Origin of the sequence: Halalkalicoccus sp. CGA53 (assembly GCF_036429475.1) — an archaeon.
Taxonomy (GTDB): domain Archaea; phylum Halobacteriota; class Halobacteria; order Halobacteriales; family Halalkalicoccaceae; genus Natronorarus; species Natronorarus salvus.
The window spans coordinates 2618194-2638155 of sequence record NZ_CP144125.1 but is presented as its reverse complement, the minus strand read 5'-3'; the positions used below and the strand labels follow the sequence as shown (position 1 = coordinate 2638155).

Here is a 19962-nt window from a genome sequence, read left to right as displayed (position 1 = left end):
GTAGGGCATGGTTCCGAACGACCCGGACGAGGCGGCGGTCATGGCGGGCTCGTACTGGGAGGAGCTCAGAGAGGACGTCGTCGCGACGCTCGAGGAGTACCAGGAGGCAGGCTACGAGGCGACGCTGTTCCACCCCGGGGTGACGACCGTCCTCGCCTCGGAGTACGGCGACGACCTCCCCGGCCTCGCGGTCCTCCTCCCACAGGGCGAGGTCGAGGAGGTCGAGTCGCTGATCGACCCGGGCGGGTTCGACGGAGCGGAGATCTACGCCTCCCGGGTCGGGAGCCTCGTCCTCCTGGGGCTGTTCTTCTCGATCGAGGAGCCCGCACGGGTGATCGGGTTCCAGTCGTACTACCTCCCGAACGAGGCCGAGGGGATGCTCGAGGAGGCGAGGGAGGCGGGCCACCTCTCGGTCCTGCTCCACTCGCAGTACGACGACGAGGTCCTCATCGAGTGCGCCGACCCCGATCTCTTCGTCCCCGAGGCGCTCAGGTGAGTCGGTCGTCGGCGGGGACCGACCGCCAGCGTCCCTCCTCGGCCGACTCGTAGACCGCCTCGATCGTTCGCACGTCCCGAAGCCCGTGTCGGCCGTCGGGGGTAGGCTCCGTCCCGCTCTGCAGACTGTGGCCGAAGTAGTCGAACTCCTCTTCCATCTGGTCGACCTGCTCGAACGTGATCCGGTCGACGGTTGCACCCCGACGTAGCACCACCTCGCGGTCGTCCCACGGGAAGAAGACCGGTTCGAGCGTGACCTCGCCCTCGGAGCCGAGCACCTTGAGATAGCTCGTACCGTAGGCGTTGTGGCTCGCCGAGTAGATCGCCGAGACGTCGCCGGTGAAGGCGATCTGGAACGTGACGTGCTCGTCGACCTCGGAGAAGGCGTCGTGAACGGAGACGGTCCTCCCCTGGACCGAGACCGGCTCCGCGTCGAGCAGGAACCGGGTCGTGTTGAGGGGGTAGATGCCGATGTCGATCAGCGAACAGCCGCCCGAGAGCTCCGGGTCGAGGCGCCACTGGTCCGGATCGGGGATCAGATCGAGCAGCGAGTCCGACATGTGCCCCTGGACGAGGATCGGGTCGCCGACGAAACCGTCTCGGATCAGCTCTCGCGCACGGCGGACGGCGGGTTCGGTCTGCATCCGGTAGGCGACCATCAGCGTTACACCTCGATCCTCACAGACCTCGACCATTCGAGTGGCACGCTCGACCGACGCCTCCATCGGTTTCTCGCAGAGGACGTCCTTACCGAGTTCTGCCGCCGTCTCGACGTACTCGAGGTGGGTCGCGTTCGGGGTACAGATGTAGACGGCGTCGTAGCCGTCGGCAGCGACGCCGTCGTGGTACTCCTCGTAGGTGATCGCGTGCTCGGCCGTCGGCGTCTCATCTCTCACCCGCTCGGCCTTCTCTCGCGAGCTACTGACGACGACGCTCGTCTCGCAGAACTCGCCCGCCTCGACGGCCGGGATCGCCTCGTCACGAACCCACCAGCCGAGGCCGACCATGGCGAGTCGGACGGGCTCGCCGGGATCGTTCGTCTGCCAGTCCCGGTCGGCGAACGAGGAGAACGGATCGGGTGCGGACATACGTCTCTTCCTGTCGCTCGAACCGTGTTAATCCTGTCGTGCGCCGTTCGATCCGACTCTCGCGGGCTCGAACCGTGCGGGGAGAACCGATCGAGCGCTGGCGGTCAGTCCCGCGTGACGATCTCGATCTCGTGGCCGTCCTGGTCCTTCGTGAAAGCGTAGCGGTCACCACACGACTCCGGATCGCGGTAGTCCTCCGCGTCCCGCGTCATGAGGTCGTCCCACGCCTCGTCGAGGTCGTCGGTGCGAACGGCCAGGTGCCCCCAGGCGTCGCCCATCTCGTAGGAGCGGCCGTCGTAGTTGTAGGTGAGTTCGACGGTCATCTCCTCCTCTGCCGCACCGACGGGTGCCATGAAGTAGTTCGCGAACGAATCGGCCTCCCAGCGCTTTCCCGTGTAGGCGTAGCCGAGCTTCCGGGTCCACCACGCGAGCGCCTCGTCGGCGTCCTCGACGCGGATCATCGTGTGATCGAGGCTCCAGAGCGCGCCCTGATCGCGCTTGACGATCTCGATCTCGTGGCCGTCCGGGTCCCTCACGAACGCGTAGCGCCCACCGCAGGACTCCGGATCGCGGTAGTCCTCGACGCCCTCATCCATCAGCTCTTCGTACCGCTCTTCCAGTTCTCCCTCGGGCACCCGTACCGCGATGTGTCCCCAGGCGTCTCCCATCTCGTACGAACGGCCGTCGTGGTTATACGTGAGCTCGAGTTTCGCGCCGTCCTCGTGCATGTCCTCGGGACCGAGGAAGACGTTGGTGAAGGTATCTGCCTCCCATCGGCCCTTCTCCTCGTAGTCGAGGTGGGTCTGGTACCACTCAAGGGACTCGTCTAAGTCCTCGACCCGAATCATCACGTGATCTAACGTGTCCATACCGGTGGCTGTGACACTTGAGGGTAAAAGCGTATCGGATTCCGGAGTCCCGTGACCCGTCGACCGCACCACGACGCTCCGTCGAGGTGTCGAACCGTCGAACGCCGTCCTCGGGCCCCCGAGAAACCATCACAGGATGTTGAAGAACACGACGAGGAGGACGACGACCAGGCCGATCGCGAGGCCGACCCTCACGCCGAGGAACAGCCGGTGGTGATAGCGACAGACGTAGTGCTTCGCGACCGGTTCCTCCGGGTCGTCGCCACGGACGTTCCGCGGGACGATCCCCGGACGGTCACAGCCGGATATCTGGCACTCGGTCTCCTCGATATCGCTCACTCCGAGGAGATCGAACTCCGGGTCGCCGTCGTCCGGGTGGCTCACGGATGGGGGTTACCGCCGAGCGGATAAAAACGCTTTCGCGACCGTTCACCGTTCGACGCGTCGGCCTCGCGGGGTACAGCTACAGAACACCTACCACCGCTCTGGCGGAGGGCGCAGTATATGCTGGAGTGAGTGAATAGTAGCGCATGGAGATCACGGACGTCGAGACGTACACGCTCAGGCTCCCGATCGGTCGAACCGTCGGCGACTCACGCCTCTCGATCACCGACGTCTACTGGGTCGTCGTCGAACTCACCACCGACGACGGCTCCGTCGGCACCGGCTGGATGGGATCGCTCGGCTACGGTCCGGACCTGCTCGAACGGTTCGTCGACTCCCAGTTCGCCGACCTCCTCGTCGGTCGGGACCCCTGGCACACCGAGGCGATTCGGGCGGACCTCAGGCTTCGGACGATCTACTACGGCGAACTCGGACTCTCCGCGTGGCCGCGTTCTGCGATCGACGTCGCCCTGTGGGACCTCAAGGCACAGGCGGCGGGACGACCGCTCTACGAGTTCACCGGCGGCTCCGACCCGCGCGTGCGTGCGTACGCTTCGAACATGGACGCCCACCACGACCTAGAAACCCTCCGCGAGCTCCTCGAGTCGCAGGTCGAGGCGGGGTTCACCGCCTTCAAGACCAAAGTGGGCAACAGGCCGCTCGTGGAGGAGGTCGACCGGCTCGAAACCGTCCGGGAGGCTATCGGGCCGGACGCCGACCTGTTCGTCGACGCGAACCAAGCGTGGACCGTCGACGAGACGATCACCGCCGTCGAACGGCTCGACTCGTTCGACCTCGCCTGGGTCGAAGAGCCGATATCGGAGTTCGACGTCGACGGCCACCGCCGTGTCGCCGAGGCCATTCGGCCGCCGCTCGCCACCGGGGAGATGTTCTACCGACCCGAACGGTTCGACTCTCTCATCGAGAACGGCGGTCTCGGCGTCGTCCAGCCCGACCTCGTCCGGGGCGGTGGCGTCACCGGCCAACTCGACGTCGCACGGCGGGCGGCGTCCTCACACCTCCCGTTCGCCCCGCACTTCTACTACGCGATCAGCGCCCACCTGGTGAGCGCCGTCCCGACCGGCTGGATCGTCGAGTACATCCCGGAGTACGACGTTGCCCCGGTGCTTGAGACCCCGCCGACGGTCGCCGACGGCTACGTCGAACTCCCCGACGCGCCGGGTCACGGCTACGCGGTCGACCCAGACGCACGTGAGGAGTTCGAGGTCTCGTTCGACTGAGTGTCCGAAACGACACGCGCTCGAACCGTCTCAGAAGACCTGCCAGCCCCCGTCTACGTCGAGCAGCGCGCCGGTGACGTACTCGGCGTCGTCGCTCGCGAGGAAAACGACAGGCCCAGCCACGTCCTCTGGCACGCCGGCTCTCCCGAGCGGGGGTTGCTTGACGAGTTCCTCGTTCTCGAGCGCGTCGACCGCCCCCTGTGACCACCCCTCCATGATCTCCGTCGCGATCACGCCCGGCGCGACCGCGTTGACGCGGATGCCGTGCTCCGCGAGTTCGAGCGCCGCACCCCGGGTGATCATCCTGACGGCACCCTTCGTCGAGTCGTAGTGGACCTGCCCAGGCTGGGCGACGTTCGAGCTGATCGACGCCGTGTTGACGATCGATCCCGGCTCTCCCCTCTCTATCATGTCGTTGGCCGCCGTCTGCGTCCCGAAGTAGACCCCTCTGGCGTTCACCGCGTGGAGCCGATCGAACTGCTCCCGCGTGACCTCCCGGAACGGCGCTCCGACGTAGATTCCGGCGTTGTTGATCATCACGTCGACGCCACCGAACTCGCTGGCGGCCTCGACGACGGTACCCAGATCGTCGGGATCGCTCGCGTCCGTCTCGACGAACGTCGCCGTTCCCCCTGAATCCTCGATCGCCTCGTGGGTCGGCGCCTCCTCGCCGGGGTCTTTCGTCCCCGCTCGCAGGTCGGCGTTGATCACGGTCGCGCCGGCGTCGCCGAACCGCCGGGCGATCGCTCGACCGATCCCGGAGCTCCCACCGGTCACGACGACGACCTCGTCGGTGAAATCGTACGCTGTCGAACCCATTCCGGGGGTATCGTCGTCGGGTCTAATAACAGTACTGTCGGGGACGACGGTCGGTCGCCGTCTCAGTCGCTCTCGGCGGTGGATTCCGGTTCGGCGGAGCTGAATCCCGATTCGAGCTTGCTCCCCGTCCCGTCGGTGAGCTCGTCGTCGTAGAGGATACAGCGGGCCACCTGCTCGTCCCCCACGTCGTACATCCTCGGCTCGCCCTGCTCGCACTCGGGCATCGCCTCCGGACAACGGGGGGCGAACCGACAGCCGGGAGGGAGGTTGACCGGATCCGGCACCTCCCCCTCGATCTCGATCGCCGTTCGGTGGGTGTCCGGGTCGATGATCGGCGTCGAGGAGACCAGCGCCTTCGTGTACGGGTGTTTCGGATCGTTTATCACCTCCCTCGCGGGACCCTCCTCGACCACCCGACCCAGATACATGATCACGAGGCGGTCACAGGTGTGTTTCAGCAACGAGAGGTCGTGACTGACGTACATGATCGAGAGCCCGAGCTCGTCCTGGAGCCGCTGTAACAGGCCGAGAACGCTCGCCCTGACGCTCACGTCGAGCATACTGACCGGCTCGTCGGCGACCAGGAACGACGGGTCGAGCACGATCGCCCGCGCGATGCCGACGCGCTGTCGTTCGCCGCCGGAGAGCTCGGAGGGGTACTCGTTCGCGTACGCCTCCGCCGGACGGAGCCCCGCCATCTCGATGCACTCCATCACCTTCGCCTCCCGCTCCTCCGCCGAGCCGATCCCGTGGATGTCGAGGGGCTCTTTGACCCAGTTGTAGACGGTAAAGCGCGGGTTGAGCGACTTGTACGGGTCCTGGTGGATCACCTGCGCCTCGGTCCGAAAGTTCATCCCCTCGATCTCAGTCGTGTCGGTGATGTCGTAGCCGTCGAAGTGGATGCTCCCGCCGTCGGGATCGTAGAGCTTGAGCAGGGTCTTTCCGAGCGTCGTCTTGCCACAGCCGCTCTCACCGGCGACCCCGACGGCCTCGCCCTTCCCGATCGTGAGGTCGACGCCGTCGACGGCCTTGACGAGCTTCGGCTCGCCCCAGCCGAACAGCCGGGTGAACAGGTCGTCGTCCGCCATGAAGTGCTTTTTCAGCCCCTTCGCCTCGATCATCGCGTTCGGATCAGTCATCGCTTTCCACCACCACGCCGCTCGCGTCGTCGCTCGCCATCGCCAGCCAGGTCTCGCTGTCGGCCGCCTCCTCGCGGAGCTGTTCCGCCTCGTCGGCCCGGTGGCACTCGACGATGTGGCCGTCGTCGAACTCCTGGGGTTCGGGGTCGACGTCCCAGCACTCGTCGACGGCGAACGGACACCGCGGGGCGAACTTACAGCCCGGTTCCGGATCGACCAGGTCCGGCGGTTCGCCGGGGACGGAGACGAGGTCCTGTGAGTCCTCGCTGATGTCCGGAAACGCGTTCCTGAGCCCCATCGTGTACGGGTGACGGGGGTTCTTGATCACGGTGCGGGCGTCGGCGTACTCGACGACACGGCCGGCGTACATCACCGCGATCGTATCACACGTCTCGGAGACGACCGACATGTCGTGGGTGATCATGATCATCCCCATCTCGTACTCCTCCTGGATCTCGTTGATGAGCTTGAGGATCCGGTCCTGGATCATCACGTCGAGCGCGGTCGTCGGCTCGTCCGCGAGCACGATCGACGGGCTCAGCGCGAGCGAGAGGGCGATCATCGCCCGCTGGGCCATCCCGCCCGAGAACTGGTGTGGGTAGTCGGTGATCCGGTCGGGCTCCAGACCCAGCTCCTCGAACAGCTCGCGCGCACGCTGGCGCGCCTCCGCCTTCGAGACGCCCTCGTGGACCCGGATCACCTGCATGATCTGTTTCCCGACCGTCTGGACGGGATCGAGCCCGTTCATCGCGGTCTGTGGGATCATCGATATCTCCTGCCAGCGGATCCGCTTTCGCAGCTCCTTCTCGGTGAGTTCGGTGAGTTCGGTCCCGTCGAGGTTCACGGAGCCGCGCACGACCGATCCGTTCCTGGGCAGCAGGTCGAAGATCGACTTCGCGAGCGTCGTCTTGCCACAGCCGCTCTCGCCGACCAGCCCGAGGGTCTCCTTCTCGTCGACGGTGAACGAGACACCGTCGACGGCGTGTACGTCGCCCGCATCCGTCCTGTACCGCGTGTGTAGGTCGTCGATCTGTAGCATGTCAGTGTCTCAGCTCCCGGTTGGTGATCTCTTCGAGGCTCCGTCCGATGAAGAACACGGACGCGACGAGCAGCATGATGCAGATCCCGGCGGGCAGTACCCACCACCAGGCGAACCGGATACCGCCCGAGTGGTACGCCTGGAAGAGCATCTGTCCCCACGACCAGAGCTCGGGGTCGCCGAACCCGAGGAACGCGAGGCTCGCCTCGTAGATGACCGCGTACGCGACCGCGAACGCCATGTAGAGCCCGACGAGCGGGAGCACGTTCGGGAAGATGTGTCGGTACATGATCCGGATGTCGCTCGCGCCGACCGCCTTCGCCGACTCGATGTACGGCCGCTGTTTCTGCGAGAGCACCTCCGATCGTATCACCCTCGCAGAGTCGCGCCAGAGGATGAGCCCGATCACGAGGATGATGTTCTGTATGTTCGTCCCGAAGATGAACACGAGGACGATAACGAACGGGAGGAACGGAAGCCCGTACGCCACGTCGACGATCCGCATCAGGACGTCGTCGATCGTCCCGCCGTAGTAGGCGCTGACGAGCGCGACGTTCGCGCCGATGAAGACGGCGATCAACGCGGCCAACAGCCCGACCATGATCGACACCTGCGTCGACATGATCACCTGCGAGAGGACGTCCTCACCGTAGTTGGTGGTCCCGAGCGGGTGGTCCATCGAGGGGCCGGTCGTCCGGAGGACCTCGCCACCCTCGCCCCGGTGGACCGCCGCCGGGTCGTGGGGCGCGAGGAAGGGGGCGAACAGCGCCATGAACAGGAAGAACAGCAGGATTACGACGCCGATCCTCCCGAGTCTGTCCCCCAGGACGACGCCGCCGACCGAGGCGATGTCGTTTCGGTACCGCTCGATTCGTCGCCGGGTGAGAAAGCCCTCTCCGGAGTCGGTCGTGACGCGATCAAGTACGCGGTCGGTGATCGAGGTGCTCATTCGTATTTCACCCGGGGGTCGAGGTAGACGTAGGTGAGATCCGCGACGAAGTTCATGAAGATGACCACGCTCCCCATGAGGAAGAAGATCGCCTGGGCGATCGCGTAGTCGTTGAACTGGACGGAGTCGACCATCTCACGGCCCATGCCGGGCCAGCTGAAGACGGTCTCGATGACCAGCGATCCCCCCAGCGAGATCCCGACGACGAGCGCGATGACGGTCGTGATCGGGAGGATCGAGTTTCGAGCCGCGTGTTTGTAGAGGATGACGTGCTCGGGAAGCCCCTCGGCCTTCTTGATCTCGATGAAGTCCTCGTCAAGCACCTGAATCATGCTACTGCGCATGAGCAGGGCCGGCGTGGCCATGTAGAAGATCACCCCCGTCAGCAGCGGGAGGAACAGGTGATAGAGGAAGTCCCAGGCGAAGTAGCGCTGGTAGAAGACGCTCACCTCCGTACCGGGCGCACGCATCCCGCCGGAGGGGAACCAACCGAGGCCGAACGGGAAGATCATCAGGAGGACGATGCCGATCCAGAACTCGGGCGAGGAGCGGGCGATGAGCGTCAGGACGACGCCGGCCTGCTCCTTGGCCGTTCCCCTGACCCAGCCCATGAACGCGCCGACGGTGACGCCGATCACGTACGAGATGAAGAACGCCGGACCCATCAGGAGGATCGTGTTCCAGAACCGAACGGCGACGATGTCGTAGACCGGCGATCCGTACCGGTAGGAGTGTCCCATGTCCAGCGCGACCAGCTGCCGGAGGAACTCGACGTACTGGACGTGCAACGGTTGATCCAGCCCCAGGTCTTCCAGGACTTCCTGTCGTTGCTCGGGGGTCATCCCCTCGAGCAGGTACATCGTCGTCGGATCCCCCGGAGCGATCCGGAAGATGACGAACAGCAGCGTCAGGAAGACGAAGTAGGTCACGAGGAGTTGGCCTATCCGCCGTGCCACATATTTCTGCATGCCTTGGCTCATGAGTGATCGACGCTAACCAGACCCAATCCAGGAGGTTACTTAAATCCACCTATCTGCATAGATTTAGAATATGGAACAAAGCGGCCGTGGAACGCCCGTTCGCGGCCGTTTCCTCCCGCCCACCGTTCGCGGAACAGTCGCCTATCCGGCACGTTCCCGATGGGGGTCACACGTCGCGTTTCTCGGACGGGTTTCCCTGCTCTCCGGGGAACGTCCGAACCGGGACCGCGGGGGCCCGACATCCTTCCGATGGTCCCTCTTGTGGCCTGTTCGTCGGGAACCGGTGGCCGCCTATCGTGTCGCTGATCCGACCCGAAAGTAACTTTCTTAATTCTACCGGCGGAATTATACAATTATTTATATATACCCCGGTTTCCACTCACTTACTGGGTAGATCATGACCGACTATCGCAGTGTGCAGAACGCGAGTGAGACGTCACGCCGACGGTTCCTCAAGGGGACCGGGACGATCGGCGCGGCGGGACTGATGGCGACGGCCGGCTGTCTCGGTGGCAACGGCGACGACGACGACGACGGCGAGGACGACGGCGGTGAGGTCGACGCCGACTTCCCGGAGGAGTACGTCGAGGAGGAGCCGGAGGGGGAGCCGGTCTCGGCGATCCACGAGGCGCTCGACGCCGACTTCCCGGTCCGACACTACTACTCCGAGGTCCACACGAACATCCTCCGCGACATCGGCTTCGAGATGGAGTACAACGTCCGGGCGCTGCAGGCGCACCTCGACGAGACGTTCGTCGCCCGGAACCACGACATCATGAACCTCCGGTGGCTCGACGCGTTCGACCCCGACCGCCCGATCCGCGACGCGGCTTCGGAGGCCGCGCTGGAGGAGGGCGGCGGGAACAACGCCAACCACTGGAACCCGGAGTTCGAGGAGCTGCTGAGCGAGCAGGCGGCGGCGGTCGACGACGACGAGCGCCAGGAACTCGTCTACCAGGCCCAGGAGTACCTCGTCGACGAGTACGTCCTCGTGCCGATCCTCGTCCAGGACCGCGCGATGCCGTACAACTCCGAGCGCGTGAGCAACGTCCACGAGTACTTAGAGGACGGCCTCGCCGGCATCACGAACATGGTCGAGATCGAGACCGACGACGGCGAGCTCCGGACGGCACAGCAGGAGGACCTCACCACGCTCGACCCGATGGCGGCAGAGCGGGGACGGGCGGACCGCGACTACGGTCGTCTCATCTTCGACCGGCTGATGCACCCCACCCCGGAGGAGGAGTTCCTGCCGGCGCCGTGGGCCGCCGAGTCGGTCGAACAGCCCGACGACACCACCTACGAGGTGACGCTGCGCGAGGGCCTCGAGTTCCACGACGGGGAGCCGGTCACCGCGGAGGACATCGAGTTCACGTACACGTACGGCGCCGAGAACAACGCCGGTCTCAGGGGGGTCATCGGGAACCTAGAGGAGGTCGTCGTCGAGAGCGACCTGGAGGTCACGTTCAACATGAGCCAGCCCGACGCGACGTTCCCCTCGCGGGCGCTGGCCGGGCGTGACTCCGGTATCCTCCCGAGACACATCCTCGAGGACGTCGACGATCCGAGCGGCTGGGACCAGGACGAGGAGATGTTCATCGGCAGCGGCCCGTTCATGCTGAACAGCCACGACCCCGGCGAGGAGCTCGTCCTCGACGCACACGACGCCCACCAGTTCGCCCCGAACGTCGATCGGGTGGTGCGCGTCCAGGCCGCGGACGCCGCCTCTGCGGCGTCGGCCGTCGAGGACGAGACCGTCGACATGGTTCCGTACGACCTCCCGCCGGACCAGCTCGACCGCCTCGAACAGCTGGACCACATCGAGATCAGCGGGGCGCTGATGACCTCGATCCACTACTGTACGATGAACATGCACCCGGACCGCGAGGACGGCCCGTTCAAGTACTACGAGGTCAGGGAGGCCGTCGGTCACACGTTCGACCGCGAGGAGTGGCTCGACGTCGCTGCGGCGGGCTTCGGCGAGCTGCTGAACACGCCGATGTCCCCCGGCCTCGAGTTCTGGGTCGCCCCGGAGGACCGGGTCTCGCCCGACCCGTTCGACACCGACCGGGCGATCGAGATCCTCGGGGAGGCCGGCTTCCGCTGGGACCAGGAGGGACAGCTCCACTACCCGGCGGACACGAGCGAGCTGACGACGCAGCCCGACGCGTACGGCTGGGACGAGACGCCCGAGGTCCTCACACAGTACGAGTAGCTCACCGGTCACGGCGGCGGCCACCGCCGACGTTTCGCTCTTTCCGGGGTCCGTATCGCCGTGAGGTTCGGCACTCGGCTGTCCGACGAAAACTACTCGCCCCTCCGGCGAGTCCACGCGCTCATGACGACCAGTCAGATCGACAGCGTCGAGACGGTCGCGCTCGAGGCACCGCTCTCCGAGCCCTTTGGCTACTCCCAGGAGTGGGTGGACACCCGATCCGCGTTGCTCGTCCGGATCGAGAGTTCGGACGGAACCGTGGGCTGGGGCGAGTGCTGGGGCCCGATCGCCGGAACGCGCGGCACCGTAGAGCAACTCCTCCGGCCGGTCGTCCTCGGCGAGGATCCGATGGCGGTCGAGCGGCTCTACGACCGGATGTACGACGTCTGCCGGGCCGCCTACCAGTCGGTCGTTCCGCTGCCCGCGATCAGCGGCGTCGACGTCGCCCTCTGGGACCTCGCGGGAAAACTCCAGGGACGGTCGGTAGCGTCGCTCATCGGCGCCCGCCAGCGAAGTGAGACGCGCGCGTACGCGACGGGCCACTACTTCAAGCCGGTCGAGGACCTCGAGGAGCAGTACCGACGGATCGTCGAGGAGGCGACCGAGAACGCCGCGCTCGGGGCGCTCAAGCTCAAGGTCGGCCTCCAGCTCCTAGGCTATGGCCCGGACGAAGACCTCGAGCTCGTTCGCCGCGTTCGCGACGCGGTCGGGGAGGACGTCGATCTCATGGTCGACGCCAACTACGCCTACGACCGGCCGACCGCCCGACGCGTCGGCGAACGGCTCGAAGCCTACGACGTCCGGTGGTTCGAGGAGCCGGTCAGGCCGGAGGACCTCGGGGGATACGCCGACCTCCGACGGACCCTCTCGGTCCCGATCGCTGGCGGCGAGTGTCACACGCCGGCCGAGTTCGACCGGCTCCTCGAGGCCGACGCCCTCGACATCGCCCAGCCCGACCTCTGCAACGTCGGCGGCATCACCCCGGCGAGGAGGCTCGCCGACCGCGTCCGGTCGTCCCGGACCGTCGCCATCGTCCCCCACGTCTGGGGGACGCCGATCGCGATCGGGGCGAGCCTCCAGTACATCGCGACGCTCGCGAACGACGCGCCCCTCGAGTTCGACCGGTCGCCGAACCCACTGCGCGAGGAGCTCACGACTCGGCGGTTCGTCGACGACGACGGGACCGTCTCGATACCGTCGAAACCGGGTCTGGGCGTCGACCTCGACCGCGACGCCGTCGAGGCCTACCGAATCGACTGATCGAGCGGGCTATCGCTCTCCGGACTCGTCCTCGTCGATCGCCGCCAGGTAGGTCTCGCGCGCCCGTCGGCTCCCATCGATCAGGTAGCCGACGTCGTAGCCGACGATCACGTAGTCGAAGCCGTAGCCCGCCCACCGCTCGAGCTGCTCGTCGCCGATCGCGAGCGTCCCGATCGGCAGGTCGGCATCGTGGCTCGCGTCGATCACCCGGTCGATCGACTCCTCGAACCGCTCGTCCGTCCAGTCGCCGAACGACCCGAACGAGGTCGAGAGGTCGGCCGGCCCGACGAACAGCGAGTCGACGCCGTCGACGGCGGCGATAGCGGGGGCGTTCTCGACGCCCTCGCCGGTCTCGATCTGGACGATCGTCGTCAGTCGGTCGCCCGCCGACTCGAGCGCCTCTTCGATCCCCAGTCCGTACCGGTTCGCCCGCCCGACCCCGACGCCCCGGATCCCCTCCGGCGGGTATCTCGTCGCCTCGACGACCGCCCTCGCGTCGGCTGGCGTCTCCACCATCGGGACCATGAGGCCGTCCACGCCGAGGTCGAGGACGCGCTTGATCGTCGTCGGGTTCGCGTCCGGCACCCGGACGACGGCGTTCGTCTCGGTGCCCGCGGCGTCGACCGCACGGACACACTCCGCGACCGTCTCCAGCGACAGCGGCGTGTGTTCGGTGTCGATCAGGACGAAATCGGCGCCGAGTTCGGCGTACACGTCGGCGATCGTGGGACTATCGAGCGAGAGCCAGTTCCCCACGACGGGCCCGGGGGCCGCGAGTCGAGTGGCGAGGTCTCCTTCCATGGTCACTCGTAGACGTGGACGCTCCCCGTAGCGTTCTCTTCGATGTACTCCCAGTCGTACTCGACCCCGAGTCCGGGGCCGTCGGGCACCGGGACCGTTCCATCGGCGTCGATCGCGTCGAGCATGTCCGAGTAGTCGTTCCCGTAGACGGGGGGCTGGGTGTTCGCACAGTCCGGGTGGACCAGCGCCATCTCGTAGTAGTTCGCGTTACGGGTCGCGGCGAGGCAGTGGCGCTGTGCGGGGCCGGGGGCGTGGTACTCCACGTCGAGGCCGAACCCCTCAGCCACGCGTGCGATCTTCATCGCGCCGGTGATGCCGGCGTCGTACTCGGGGTCGGCGCGGACGAAGTCGGTCGCGCCGTTCGCGATGAAGTCGGTGTGACTCTCGAGCCCGCGGACGTGTTCGGTCTGCAAGATCGGCGTCTCGATCGTCTCGCGGAGCTTCCGGTGGGCGTGCTGGCTGATCCCGGCGTCCTTCATCGGGTCCTCGTACCAGAGGAACTCCTGTTCGTCACAGGCACGACCGACCTTGAGCGTGTCCGCCCACGTGTCGAGGTGGCAGGCCGGATCGAGCATGAGGTCCATCTCGCTCCCGACGCGCTCGCCGACCGCGTGGACCGCGTCGACGATCTTCTGCGTACTACGCAGTTCGTCCGGCCAGATGTGGAGTTTGTAGCCCGAATACCCCATCTCGAGACACTCCTCGGCGAACTCCGCGAAGTCCTCGGGCGTCTCGAGACCACCCTTGTCGTCGCCGGGGTACGTCGAGGCGTAGGCCGGCAGCCGCTTCCGGTAGGTGCCGAGCAGTTCGTGGATCGGCGCGTCGTAGTACTTCCCCGCGAGGTCCCAGAGGGCGATGTCGACGGGGCCGATCCCCATCCGGTCGTACTTTCGCAGCGCGCGTTTGATCTCGCTCCAGTGTTTCTCGCGCTCGAGGGGGTTCCTGCCGACGAGATAGTCCGCGAACATGTTGATCTGAGCGGCACCGGGGGAGTTCCCCCCGACGTACTCGCCCGTGACGCCCTCGTCGGTGTGGAGTTCGATCGCGAAGAGCTTTCGATCCGTCACCGCTCCCGGCTCGTAGACGGGGTCGAACCCGTACGAGGAGAAGCCGACGTCCTCGAGCGGGTAGCTGAACTCGGTGGACTCTATCCGTGTGATCGTCGGAGCCATCGAGTGGACCGTCGGACGGGGGGAGGTTAAGTCGTTCCGTCCGGAGCCCGTCGACGTCGGTACCGGTCTTCGAGGGAAACGAATACCCGTTCAGGATTGCCGACCGGCCGTCCTTCGAACCGGTGTGGGAACGGTGTCCATGTCACGCCTTCCAGTACCGTTACAGACGTATGACTGTCATCAGAGCGTTCACTATTGCCGAACGTCGTTTGTATACCGGAACCGATCCACGCCAGTACTCCCGGAAACCGACGCGGTATCCGCTCCCGGCGACCGTCGAGCGCCGGCCTCAGGAGTAGGTCAGGTTGAGTTCGATGACGTTCGCCGCCTCCATCACGCTGTCCGGGATCGTCTCGGTGAAGTACGTCCCCTTGAACCGGTGGGTCGGCCCCGAGACGCTGATCGAGCCGAGGACCCGACCCGAGGCGCTCACGATCGGGGCGCTGATACAGCGCAGTCCCTCGACCTGCTCCTCGTCGTCGATGGCGTACCCCCGCTCGCGGATCTCCTCGAGCTCGGCCGCGAGCTCGGCCCGGTCGGTGATCGTGTTGGGAGTCACCTCGGGAAGGCCGTGTCTGTCGAGGATCGTCTCGACACGACGTTCGGGCAGGTTCGCGAGGATCGACTTTCCGAGCGCCGTCGAGTGGAGGTAGACGCGCGTTCCGACCCTGGTGTTGACCTGGATCGCCCTGGTGTCCTCCCCCCGGTGGAGGTACACACCCCGACCGTGTTCCTCGATCAGGAGGTTGCTGAGGTTCCCCGTCTCCTCGGCGAGGCGGTCGACCTCCGGTTTCGCGATCTCGTAGACGTCGGTTCGCTGTCGGGCGTGTGCACCGTACTCGAGAAATCGCACGCCGATGTGGTAGACCCCCTCCTCCTTGATGAGGCACTCCTCCTCCTCGAGCGTGCTGAGGTAGCTGTGGACCGTACTCTTCGGGATCTCGAGGTAGTTGGCCAGTTCGGTGACACCGGCACCGTCCAGCTCCTTCAGCCCGTCGAGGACGGCGAACGTCGTCCGGGCCGACTTGACGGGGTTGCGTGCGGTTCCTGCCATACGCACCCCTCTATCGGGATGATACATAAGTATTCAGCATGACGGAACGGCCGTCCACCCTCCTCACGAGTAGGTGAGGTTCAGCGTGACGACGTTCGCCGCCTCCATCACCCGTTCGGGCATCTCCTCGACGAGGTAGCTCCCGTCGAACCGACGGGCGGGTCCGGCGACGCTCACCGCCCCGAACACGTGGCCCGCGTCGCCGAGGACGGGGGCGCCGACACAGCGAAGCCCCTCGACCAGCTCTCCGTCGTCGATGGCGTACCCTCGCTCGCGGATCGCCTCGAGTTCGGCCGCGAGCTCCTCTCGGTCGGTCACCGTCCGTCGCGTCATCTGCGGGAGCCCGCGCTCCTCGACGATCGCCTCGACGCGTCCCTCAGGCAGGTGTGCGAGTATCGCCTTCCCCATCGCCGTCGAGTGGAGGTGGACGCGCGTCCCGACCTGTGTGTCGATCGGTCGCACCGCGCGCTCGCCCATCCCCCGGTGGAGGTAGATGCCCCAGCCGTGCTCCTCGACCATCAGGTTCGCCAGGTTCCCCGTCTCCTCGGCGAGGCGGTCGACCTCCGGTTTCGCCGCCTCGTAGATGTCGGCCCGGCGCCGTGCGCTCGCACCGTACTCGAGAAAGCGCACGCCGACGTGGTACTCCCCACCGTCCTTGACGACGTACCCCTCCCGTTCGAGCGTGCTGAGGTAGCTGTGGACCGTACTCTTCGGGATCTCGAGGTAGTCCGAAAGCTCGGTGACGCCGGCACCCTCTAGCTGTTTCAATCCGTCGACGACCGTGAACGCCGTCGTCGCCGCGTTCACGCGGTTCCGTGCGTTCTCGGCCATCGCTTACGCTCGGAGCCCGCACGGGTCCGTTTCGTGGACGGGGGTAGTGGTACGCATTCGGTTCGGGTCGGACGGGGGGCGTTCGTTCGTGGTCGAGCGTTCGTGGAGACCGCCTCCGACTAGTCGTCGGCGGGCTGTTGCAGTTCCTCGGCCGCGAACGCCTCGACGATCCCCGCACAGAAGTCCGGCAGGTCGTCCGGACACCGCCCGGTGAGGACGTTCCCGTCCTTCACGTACGGCACGTCGTGGTACTCGCCGCCGGCGTTGCGCAACGCGGTCTTCACCGACTCCCACGCGGTGACGTCCTTCCCGTTGACGATGTCTGCCTCGATGAGAACCTCGGGGCCGTGACAGATCGCGGCGACGAGCTTCCCGGCCTCGTAGGCCTCCTTCGTGAACTCGACGACCTCCGGAACGACCCGGAGGTGGTCGGGCGAGAAGCCTCCCGGGTAGAGGACGCAGTCGAGCTCGTCGAGGTCGAGGTCCTCGAACTCGCTTACGGAGTAGCGTACGCCCTCCTGCATCACGATCGGCGGACACGGCGTCCCGAACCGGCCCTTGATCGGCGCGTCCGCCGAGCCGTGGCGGGCGTTGAAGCCCGCCTCTACGGGAACGAGCGTGACGTTCGCCCCCTCGTGGTCCAGCTGGAGCAGGCAGTACTCCATCTCGATGTCCTCGAACTCGTGGGCGACGATGATCGCGACGTTTTTGTCCTCAATAGTCATGTGATATCACCCTACGGCCTAGCCTCGCCGACCGACGCATTAAGCGTTTCGAGAGCGCCGACTCCCCCGGTACGGGGGCGACCTCTCGGCGGGGTCTCTCCACCGATTCGGGGGCGGTTCGACTCAGAAGACCTGCCAGCCGCCGTCGACGAACAGCAGTTCGCCGGTGACGTAGCTCGCCTCCTCGCTCGCCAGGTAGAGGTACGCCCCGGCGACGTCCTCGGGCGTTCCGGCGCGTCCGAGCGGGACGTCTTTGATCAGGTCGCCGGACTTCGCGGCCTCGGTGGCCTCCTCGGTCCAGCCCTCGATGAACTCGGTCGCGATCTGTCCGGGACCGACCGCGTTCACGCGGATGCCGTGTTCGGCGAGTTCGAGCGCCGACCCCCGAGTGATCATCCTGACGGCACCCTTCGTCGAGTCGTACTGCACCTGGTCGAACTGTGCGTAGCTCGAACTGATCGAGGCCGTGTTGACGATCGACCCCGGCTCCCCCCTGTCGATCATGTCGTTGGCCGCCGCCTGGATCCCGAAGTACGCACCCTTCGCGTTGACCGCGTGGATCCGATCGAACTCCTCGGGTTCGAGGTCGAGCACCGAGCCGCCGATGTAGAGCCCCGCGTTGTTGATCATCACGTCGACCCCCCCGAACTCGCGGGCCGTCTCGACCAGATCGCGGAGCTGCTCGTGGTCGGTCACGTCCGTCCGCTGGAACGTCGCCGTCCCACCCCCGTCCTCGATCGCCTCGTGTGTCGGCACGTCCGCGTCCTTCGGCTCGTTCTCGATGTCGCCGACGACGACGGTCGCCCCGGCGTCGCCGAACCGGAGGGCGGTCTCGCGGCCGATCCCCGACGTCGCCCCGGTGATGACCACGGTCTCGTCGCCGAAATCTGGGTTCAGTCGTCCCATGCCCCGTGATTCCCCGGATAGGAGTAATAGTTTCGGGTGTCCCGGGGAGGCGATACCCACCGCATGCGGTTTCCCGATGCGGCTGCGAGGACGGTCCCCGCCACCCGCACGCAGGTTTATGTGAGCGTACAGGCAACGTGGCACATGGTCCACTCAACGTGGGGAGACTGGTTCGTGCGCGAGGAGATCGAGGCGACCGACCCCGACGGCGCGTCGCTCTGGTATCTGGGCTGTAACGCGTTCGTCCTCCGCTCGGCGGAGGCGACGATCTACATCGACCCGTACTTCGACGACGGACAGCCGCCATGGGTCGTCCGGATGATCCCGGTGCCGATGGACCCGGCCGACGCGACGCTCTGTGACGCGGTGTGCGTCACCCACGAGCACATCGACCACTTCCACCCGCCCTCGTACGGGCCGCTGACCGAGGAGCTCGGCGCGGACCTCTACGTCCCGGGCTCCGCGTTCGAGGAGCCGGACTACGAGGGCGACGTCAGGACGCCCGAGGACCAGCGCCACGTGATCGGGGTCGGCGACGAGTTCGCGGTCGGCGATTTCACGATCCACGTCCGCGGGGCGAACGACCCCGACGCGATCGAGCCGCTCTCGTACGTCGTCGAACACGACTCCGGGACGTTCTTCCACGGCGGGGACAGCAAGCCCGCCGAGGAGTTCCTCGATATCGGCGAGGAGTTCGACATCGACCTCGGCGTCCTGGCGTTCGGGACGGTCGGCCACATCCACTTCCCGGAGGAGGGCGAGACGAAACGGACGCGGTGGTACATGGACGAGAACCAGGTGATTGAGGCGGCGAACGACCTCCGGCTGGATCGGCTGCTCCCCTCGCACTACGACATGTGGCGCGGCGTCGGCGCGGACCCGAAGGTGCTGCACGAACACGCCGCCTCGCACGACTACCCCCGGATCCACGAGCCGATCGCGATCGGCGACCGGGTCGACTTCGACCGGGCGGGCATCGTCCGGTCGAACTCGCTCCGCTGAGAGCCGTCGGTCGAATCGCGCCGGACCCATCCCTCCACGAACGGAACCCACACGTCGCCGGGTGATTTATGCGCCCCTGCCGCGATCCACCGCGTACCATGCGAGTGGAGACGGTGGCCGACTGTCGGTGTGAGATCGGGGAGGTGCCGATGTGGCACCCGGAGGAGAAGCGACTGTACTGGATCGACATCCCGGCCGGGGAGCTGTTCCGGTACGACCCCGCGATCGGGGCGTACGATCGGTGTTTCGACGGGGGCGTCATCGGAGGATACACGATCCAGGCCGACGGCTCCTTCCTCCTGTTCATGGAGGAGGGTGCGGTCCGGCGCTTGGAGCCGCCCGAGGAGGGGATCGCGAACGACGACTCGCTCGAACCGATCGTCGACTCGATCCCCGGCGAGGAGGGGTCGCGGTTCAACGACGTCGTCGCGGACCCGGAGGGACGGGTCTTCGGCGGGACGATGCCGACCGACGACCGCCTCGGCGCGCTCTACCGCCTCGACACCGACGGGACGGTGACGACGGTCCTCGAGGGGGTCGACCTGCCGAACGGGATGGGCTTTTCGCCCGACCGGGAGACGTTCTACCTCACCGAGTCGAACACGAACACGATCTACGCGTTCGACTACGACGTCGAGACCGGGGCGATCGACGACCGGCGGGTGTTCGTCGACGTCCCCGACGGTGAGGGGATGCCCGACGGGCTCACCGTCGACGAGGAGGGCTCCGTCTGGTCGGCACAGTTCGGCGGCGGCCGCGTCGTCCGGTACGCTCCCGATAGAACCGAAGAACGCCGTCACGAGGTCCCGGCCGAGAACGTGACGAGCCTGCTCTTCGCCGGTGAGGGGTTCGAGGAGCTCTACGTGACGACCGCGACGTACGAGGCGAGCGGGGACGACGAGGGTGCGGGTAACCTCTTCCGACTGCGGCCGTCGGTCTCCGGCGTCCCGGAGTTCGCCTCCCGCGTCTCGCTCTGAACCGTGGTTCGAGGGC

20 protein-coding genes are annotated in these 19962 nt (G+C 66.4%); 6 read left to right on the top strand and 14 right to left on the bottom strand.

Annotated features, from left to right (window positions below; translation table 11 throughout):
* Positions 1–7 precede the first annotated feature (7 nt).
* On the top strand, positions 8–496 hold the full coding sequence (locus V2L32_RS15310) for a DUF7529 family protein (protein ID WP_331233353.1): 489 nt from the start codon (positions 8–10) through the stop codon (positions 494–496).
* Here V2L32_RS15310 and gfo6 read toward each other — a convergent pair.
* The 3 genes from gfo6 to V2L32_RS15295 all read right to left on the bottom strand — a co-directional run bounded on the left by gfo6 (position 489) and on the right by V2L32_RS15295 (position 2836).
* The gene (gene gfo6, locus V2L32_RS15305) at positions 489–1583 is read right to left on the bottom strand and encodes a D-xylose 1-dehydrogenase Gfo6 (RefSeq protein ID WP_331233352.1); all 1095 of its coding nucleotides are present in this window, start codon (positions 1581–1583) and stop codon (positions 489–491) included. The two genes, V2L32_RS15310 and gfo6, sit on opposite strands and share 8 nt — an antisense overlap.
* Before the next feature lie 104 nt (positions 1584–1687).
* On the bottom strand, positions 1688–2452 hold the full coding sequence (locus V2L32_RS15300) for a VOC family protein (RefSeq protein WP_331233351.1): 765 nt from the start codon (positions 2450–2452) through the stop codon (positions 1688–1690).
* Between the two features lie 129 nt (positions 2453–2581).
* On the bottom strand, positions 2582–2836 hold the full coding sequence (locus V2L32_RS15295; RefSeq protein WP_331233349.1) for a hypothetical protein: 255 nt from the start codon (positions 2834–2836) through the stop codon (positions 2582–2584).
* A gap of 146 nt (positions 2837–2982) precedes the next feature.
* On the opposite strand from V2L32_RS15295, the gene V2L32_RS15290 reads away from it, so the two are divergent.
* Positions 2983–4077, top strand: coding sequence for a mandelate racemase/muconate lactonizing enzyme family protein (locus V2L32_RS15290; RefSeq protein WP_331233348.1), 1095 nt, complete (start codon positions 2983–2985; stop codon positions 4075–4077).
* A gap of 30 nt (positions 4078–4107) precedes the next feature.
* Here V2L32_RS15290 and V2L32_RS15285 read toward each other — a convergent pair whose 3' ends face one another.
* The 5 genes from V2L32_RS15285 to V2L32_RS15265 form a co-directional block, all read right to left on the bottom strand.
* Positions 4108–4896 (bottom strand): SDR family NAD(P)-dependent oxidoreductase, encoded by a 789-nt coding sequence (locus tag V2L32_RS15285; RefSeq protein ID WP_331233347.1) that lies wholly within the window; start codon positions 4894–4896, stop codon positions 4108–4110.
* 62 nt (positions 4897–4958) lie between these two features.
* Complete coding sequence (locus V2L32_RS15280) at positions 4959–6035, bottom strand: ABC transporter ATP-binding protein (protein WP_331233346.1); 1077 nt, start codon at positions 6033–6035, stop codon at positions 4959–4961.
* The gene (locus tag V2L32_RS15275; RefSeq protein WP_331233345.1) at positions 6028–7074 is read right to left on the bottom strand and encodes an ABC transporter ATP-binding protein; all 1047 of its coding nucleotides are present in this window, start codon (positions 7072–7074) and stop codon (positions 6028–6030) included. Before V2L32_RS15275 ends, V2L32_RS15280 begins: the two co-directional genes overlap by 8 nt.
* Before the next feature lies 1 nt (position 7075).
* Positions 7076–8023, bottom strand: coding sequence for an ABC transporter permease (locus V2L32_RS15270; protein WP_331233343.1), 948 nt, complete (start codon positions 8021–8023; stop codon positions 7076–7078).
* Positions 8020–8979, bottom strand: a complete 960-nt coding sequence (locus V2L32_RS15265; RefSeq protein ID WP_331233342.1) for an ABC transporter permease — start codon at positions 8977–8979, stop codon at positions 8020–8022. Before V2L32_RS15265 ends, V2L32_RS15270 begins: the two co-directional genes overlap by 4 nt.
* A gap of 421 nt (positions 8980–9400) precedes the next feature.
* On the opposite strand from V2L32_RS15265, the gene V2L32_RS15260 reads away from it, so the two are divergent.
* The gene (locus tag V2L32_RS15260; RefSeq protein WP_331233341.1) at positions 9401–11218 is read left to right on the top strand and encodes an ABC transporter substrate-binding protein; all 1818 of its coding nucleotides are present in this window, start codon (positions 9401–9403) and stop codon (positions 11216–11218) included.
* 123 nt (positions 11219–11341) lie between these two features.
* Positions 11342–12478, top strand: a complete 1137-nt coding sequence (locus tag V2L32_RS15255) for a mandelate racemase/muconate lactonizing enzyme family protein (RefSeq protein WP_331233340.1) — start codon at positions 11342–11344, stop codon at positions 12476–12478.
* Positions 12479–12487: 9 nt separating this feature from the next.
* Here V2L32_RS15255 and V2L32_RS15250 read toward each other — a convergent pair whose 3' ends face one another.
* The 6 genes from V2L32_RS15250 to V2L32_RS15225 form a co-directional block, all read right to left on the bottom strand.
* Complete coding sequence (locus tag V2L32_RS15250; protein WP_331233339.1) at positions 12488–13279, bottom strand: HpcH/HpaI aldolase family protein; 792 nt, start codon at positions 13277–13279, stop codon at positions 12488–12490.
* Positions 13280–13281: 2 nt separating this feature from the next.
* Positions 13282–14451: an enolase C-terminal domain-like protein gene (locus V2L32_RS15245; protein ID WP_331233338.1), complete on the bottom strand. Its 1170-nt coding sequence runs from the start codon at positions 14449–14451 to the stop codon at positions 13282–13284.
* 289 nt (positions 14452–14740) lie between these two features.
* Positions 14741–15505 carry an IclR family transcriptional regulator gene (locus V2L32_RS15240; protein ID WP_331233336.1) on the bottom strand — a complete coding sequence of 255 codons (765 nt, stop codon included), beginning with the start codon at positions 15503–15505 and terminating at the stop codon, positions 14741–14743.
* Positions 15506–15568: 63 nt separating this feature from the next.
* Positions 15569–16336, bottom strand: a complete 768-nt coding sequence (locus tag V2L32_RS15235) for an IclR family transcriptional regulator (protein ID WP_331233335.1) — start codon at positions 16334–16336, stop codon at positions 15569–15571.
* A gap of 119 nt (positions 16337–16455) precedes the next feature.
* Positions 16456–17061, bottom strand: a complete 606-nt coding sequence (locus V2L32_RS15230; protein ID WP_331233334.1) for a DJ-1/PfpI family protein — start codon at positions 17059–17061, stop codon at positions 16456–16458.
* Positions 17062–17184: 123 nt separating this feature from the next.
* Positions 17185–17967: an SDR family NAD(P)-dependent oxidoreductase gene (locus tag V2L32_RS15225; protein WP_331233333.1), complete on the bottom strand. Its 783-nt coding sequence runs from the start codon at positions 17965–17967 to the stop codon at positions 17185–17187.
* A 144-nt stretch (positions 17968–18111) separates the two neighbouring features.
* Here V2L32_RS15225 and V2L32_RS15220 point away from each other — a divergent pair, with 144 nt between their 5' ends.
* Both V2L32_RS15220 and V2L32_RS15215 read left to right on the top strand, forming a co-directional pair.
* The gene (locus tag V2L32_RS15220; protein ID WP_331233332.1) at positions 18112–18969 is read left to right on the top strand and encodes an MBL fold metallo-hydrolase; all 858 of its coding nucleotides are present in this window, start codon (positions 18112–18114) and stop codon (positions 18967–18969) included.
* 98 nt (positions 18970–19067) lie between these two features.
* A complete protein-coding gene (locus V2L32_RS15215) occupies positions 19068–19946 on the top strand; it encodes an SMP-30/gluconolactonase/LRE family protein (RefSeq protein WP_331233331.1) in 879 nt (292 codons plus the stop codon).
* Positions 19947–19962 lie beyond the last annotated feature (16 nt).

What these genes read in the sequence shown, in the direction of transcription:
- V2L32_RS15230 (WP_331233334.1), bottom strand. Translation starts at nt 17,061, where the DNA reads ATGACTATTGAGGACAAAAACGTCGCGATCATCGTCGCCCACGAGTTC.
- V2L32_RS15270 (WP_331233343.1), bottom strand. Translation starts at nt 8,023, where the DNA reads ATGAGCACCTCGATCACCGACCGCGTACTTGATCGCGTCACGACCGAC.
- V2L32_RS15220 (WP_331233332.1), top strand. Translation starts at nt 18,112, where the DNA reads ATGGTCCACTCAACGTGGGGAGACTGGTTCGTGCGCGAGGAGATCGAG.
- V2L32_RS15285 (WP_331233347.1), bottom strand. Translation starts at nt 4,896, where the DNA reads ATGGGTTCGACAGCGTACGATTTCACCGACGAGGTCGTCGTCGTGACC.
- V2L32_RS15240 (WP_331233336.1), bottom strand. Translation starts at nt 15,505, where the DNA reads ATGGCAGGAACCGCACGCAACCCCGTCAAGTCGGCCCGGACGACGTTC.
- V2L32_RS15255 (WP_331233340.1), top strand. Translation starts at nt 11,342, where the DNA reads ATGACGACCAGTCAGATCGACAGCGTCGAGACGGTCGCGCTCGAGGCA.
- gfo6 (WP_331233352.1), bottom strand. Translation starts at nt 1,583, where the DNA reads ATGTCCGCACCCGATCCGTTCTCCTCGTTCGCCGACCGGGACTGGCAG.
- V2L32_RS15245 (WP_331233338.1), bottom strand. Translation starts at nt 14,451, where the DNA reads ATGGCTCCGACGATCACACGGATAGAGTCCACCGAGTTCAGCTACCCG.
- V2L32_RS15250 (WP_331233339.1), bottom strand. Translation starts at nt 13,279, where the DNA reads ATGGAAGGAGACCTCGCCACTCGACTCGCGGCCCCCGGGCCCGTCGTG.
- V2L32_RS15275 (WP_331233345.1), bottom strand. Translation starts at nt 7,074, where the DNA reads ATGCTACAGATCGACGACCTACACACGCGGTACAGGACGGATGCGGGC.
- V2L32_RS15300 (WP_331233351.1), bottom strand. Translation starts at nt 2,452, where the DNA reads ATGGACACGTTAGATCACGTGATGATTCGGGTCGAGGACTTAGACGAG.
- V2L32_RS15235 (WP_331233335.1), bottom strand. Translation starts at nt 16,336, where the DNA reads ATGGCCGAGAACGCACGGAACCGCGTGAACGCGGCGACGACGGCGTTC.
- V2L32_RS15225 (WP_331233333.1), bottom strand. Translation starts at nt 17,967, where the DNA reads ATGGGACGACTGAACCCAGATTTCGGCGACGAGACCGTGGTCATCACC.
- V2L32_RS15290 (WP_331233348.1), top strand. Translation starts at nt 2,983, where the DNA reads ATGGAGATCACGGACGTCGAGACGTACACGCTCAGGCTCCCGATCGGT.
- V2L32_RS15310 (WP_331233353.1), top strand. Translation starts at nt 8, where the DNA reads ATGGTTCCGAACGACCCGGACGAGGCGGCGGTCATGGCGGGCTCGTAC.
- V2L32_RS15215 (WP_331233331.1), top strand. Translation starts at nt 19,068, where the DNA reads ATGCGAGTGGAGACGGTGGCCGACTGTCGGTGTGAGATCGGGGAGGTG.
- V2L32_RS15260 (WP_331233341.1), top strand. Translation starts at nt 9,401, where the DNA reads ATGACCGACTATCGCAGTGTGCAGAACGCGAGTGAGACGTCACGCCGA.
- V2L32_RS15280 (WP_331233346.1), bottom strand. Translation starts at nt 6,035, where the DNA reads ATGACTGATCCGAACGCGATGATCGAGGCGAAGGGGCTGAAAAAGCAC.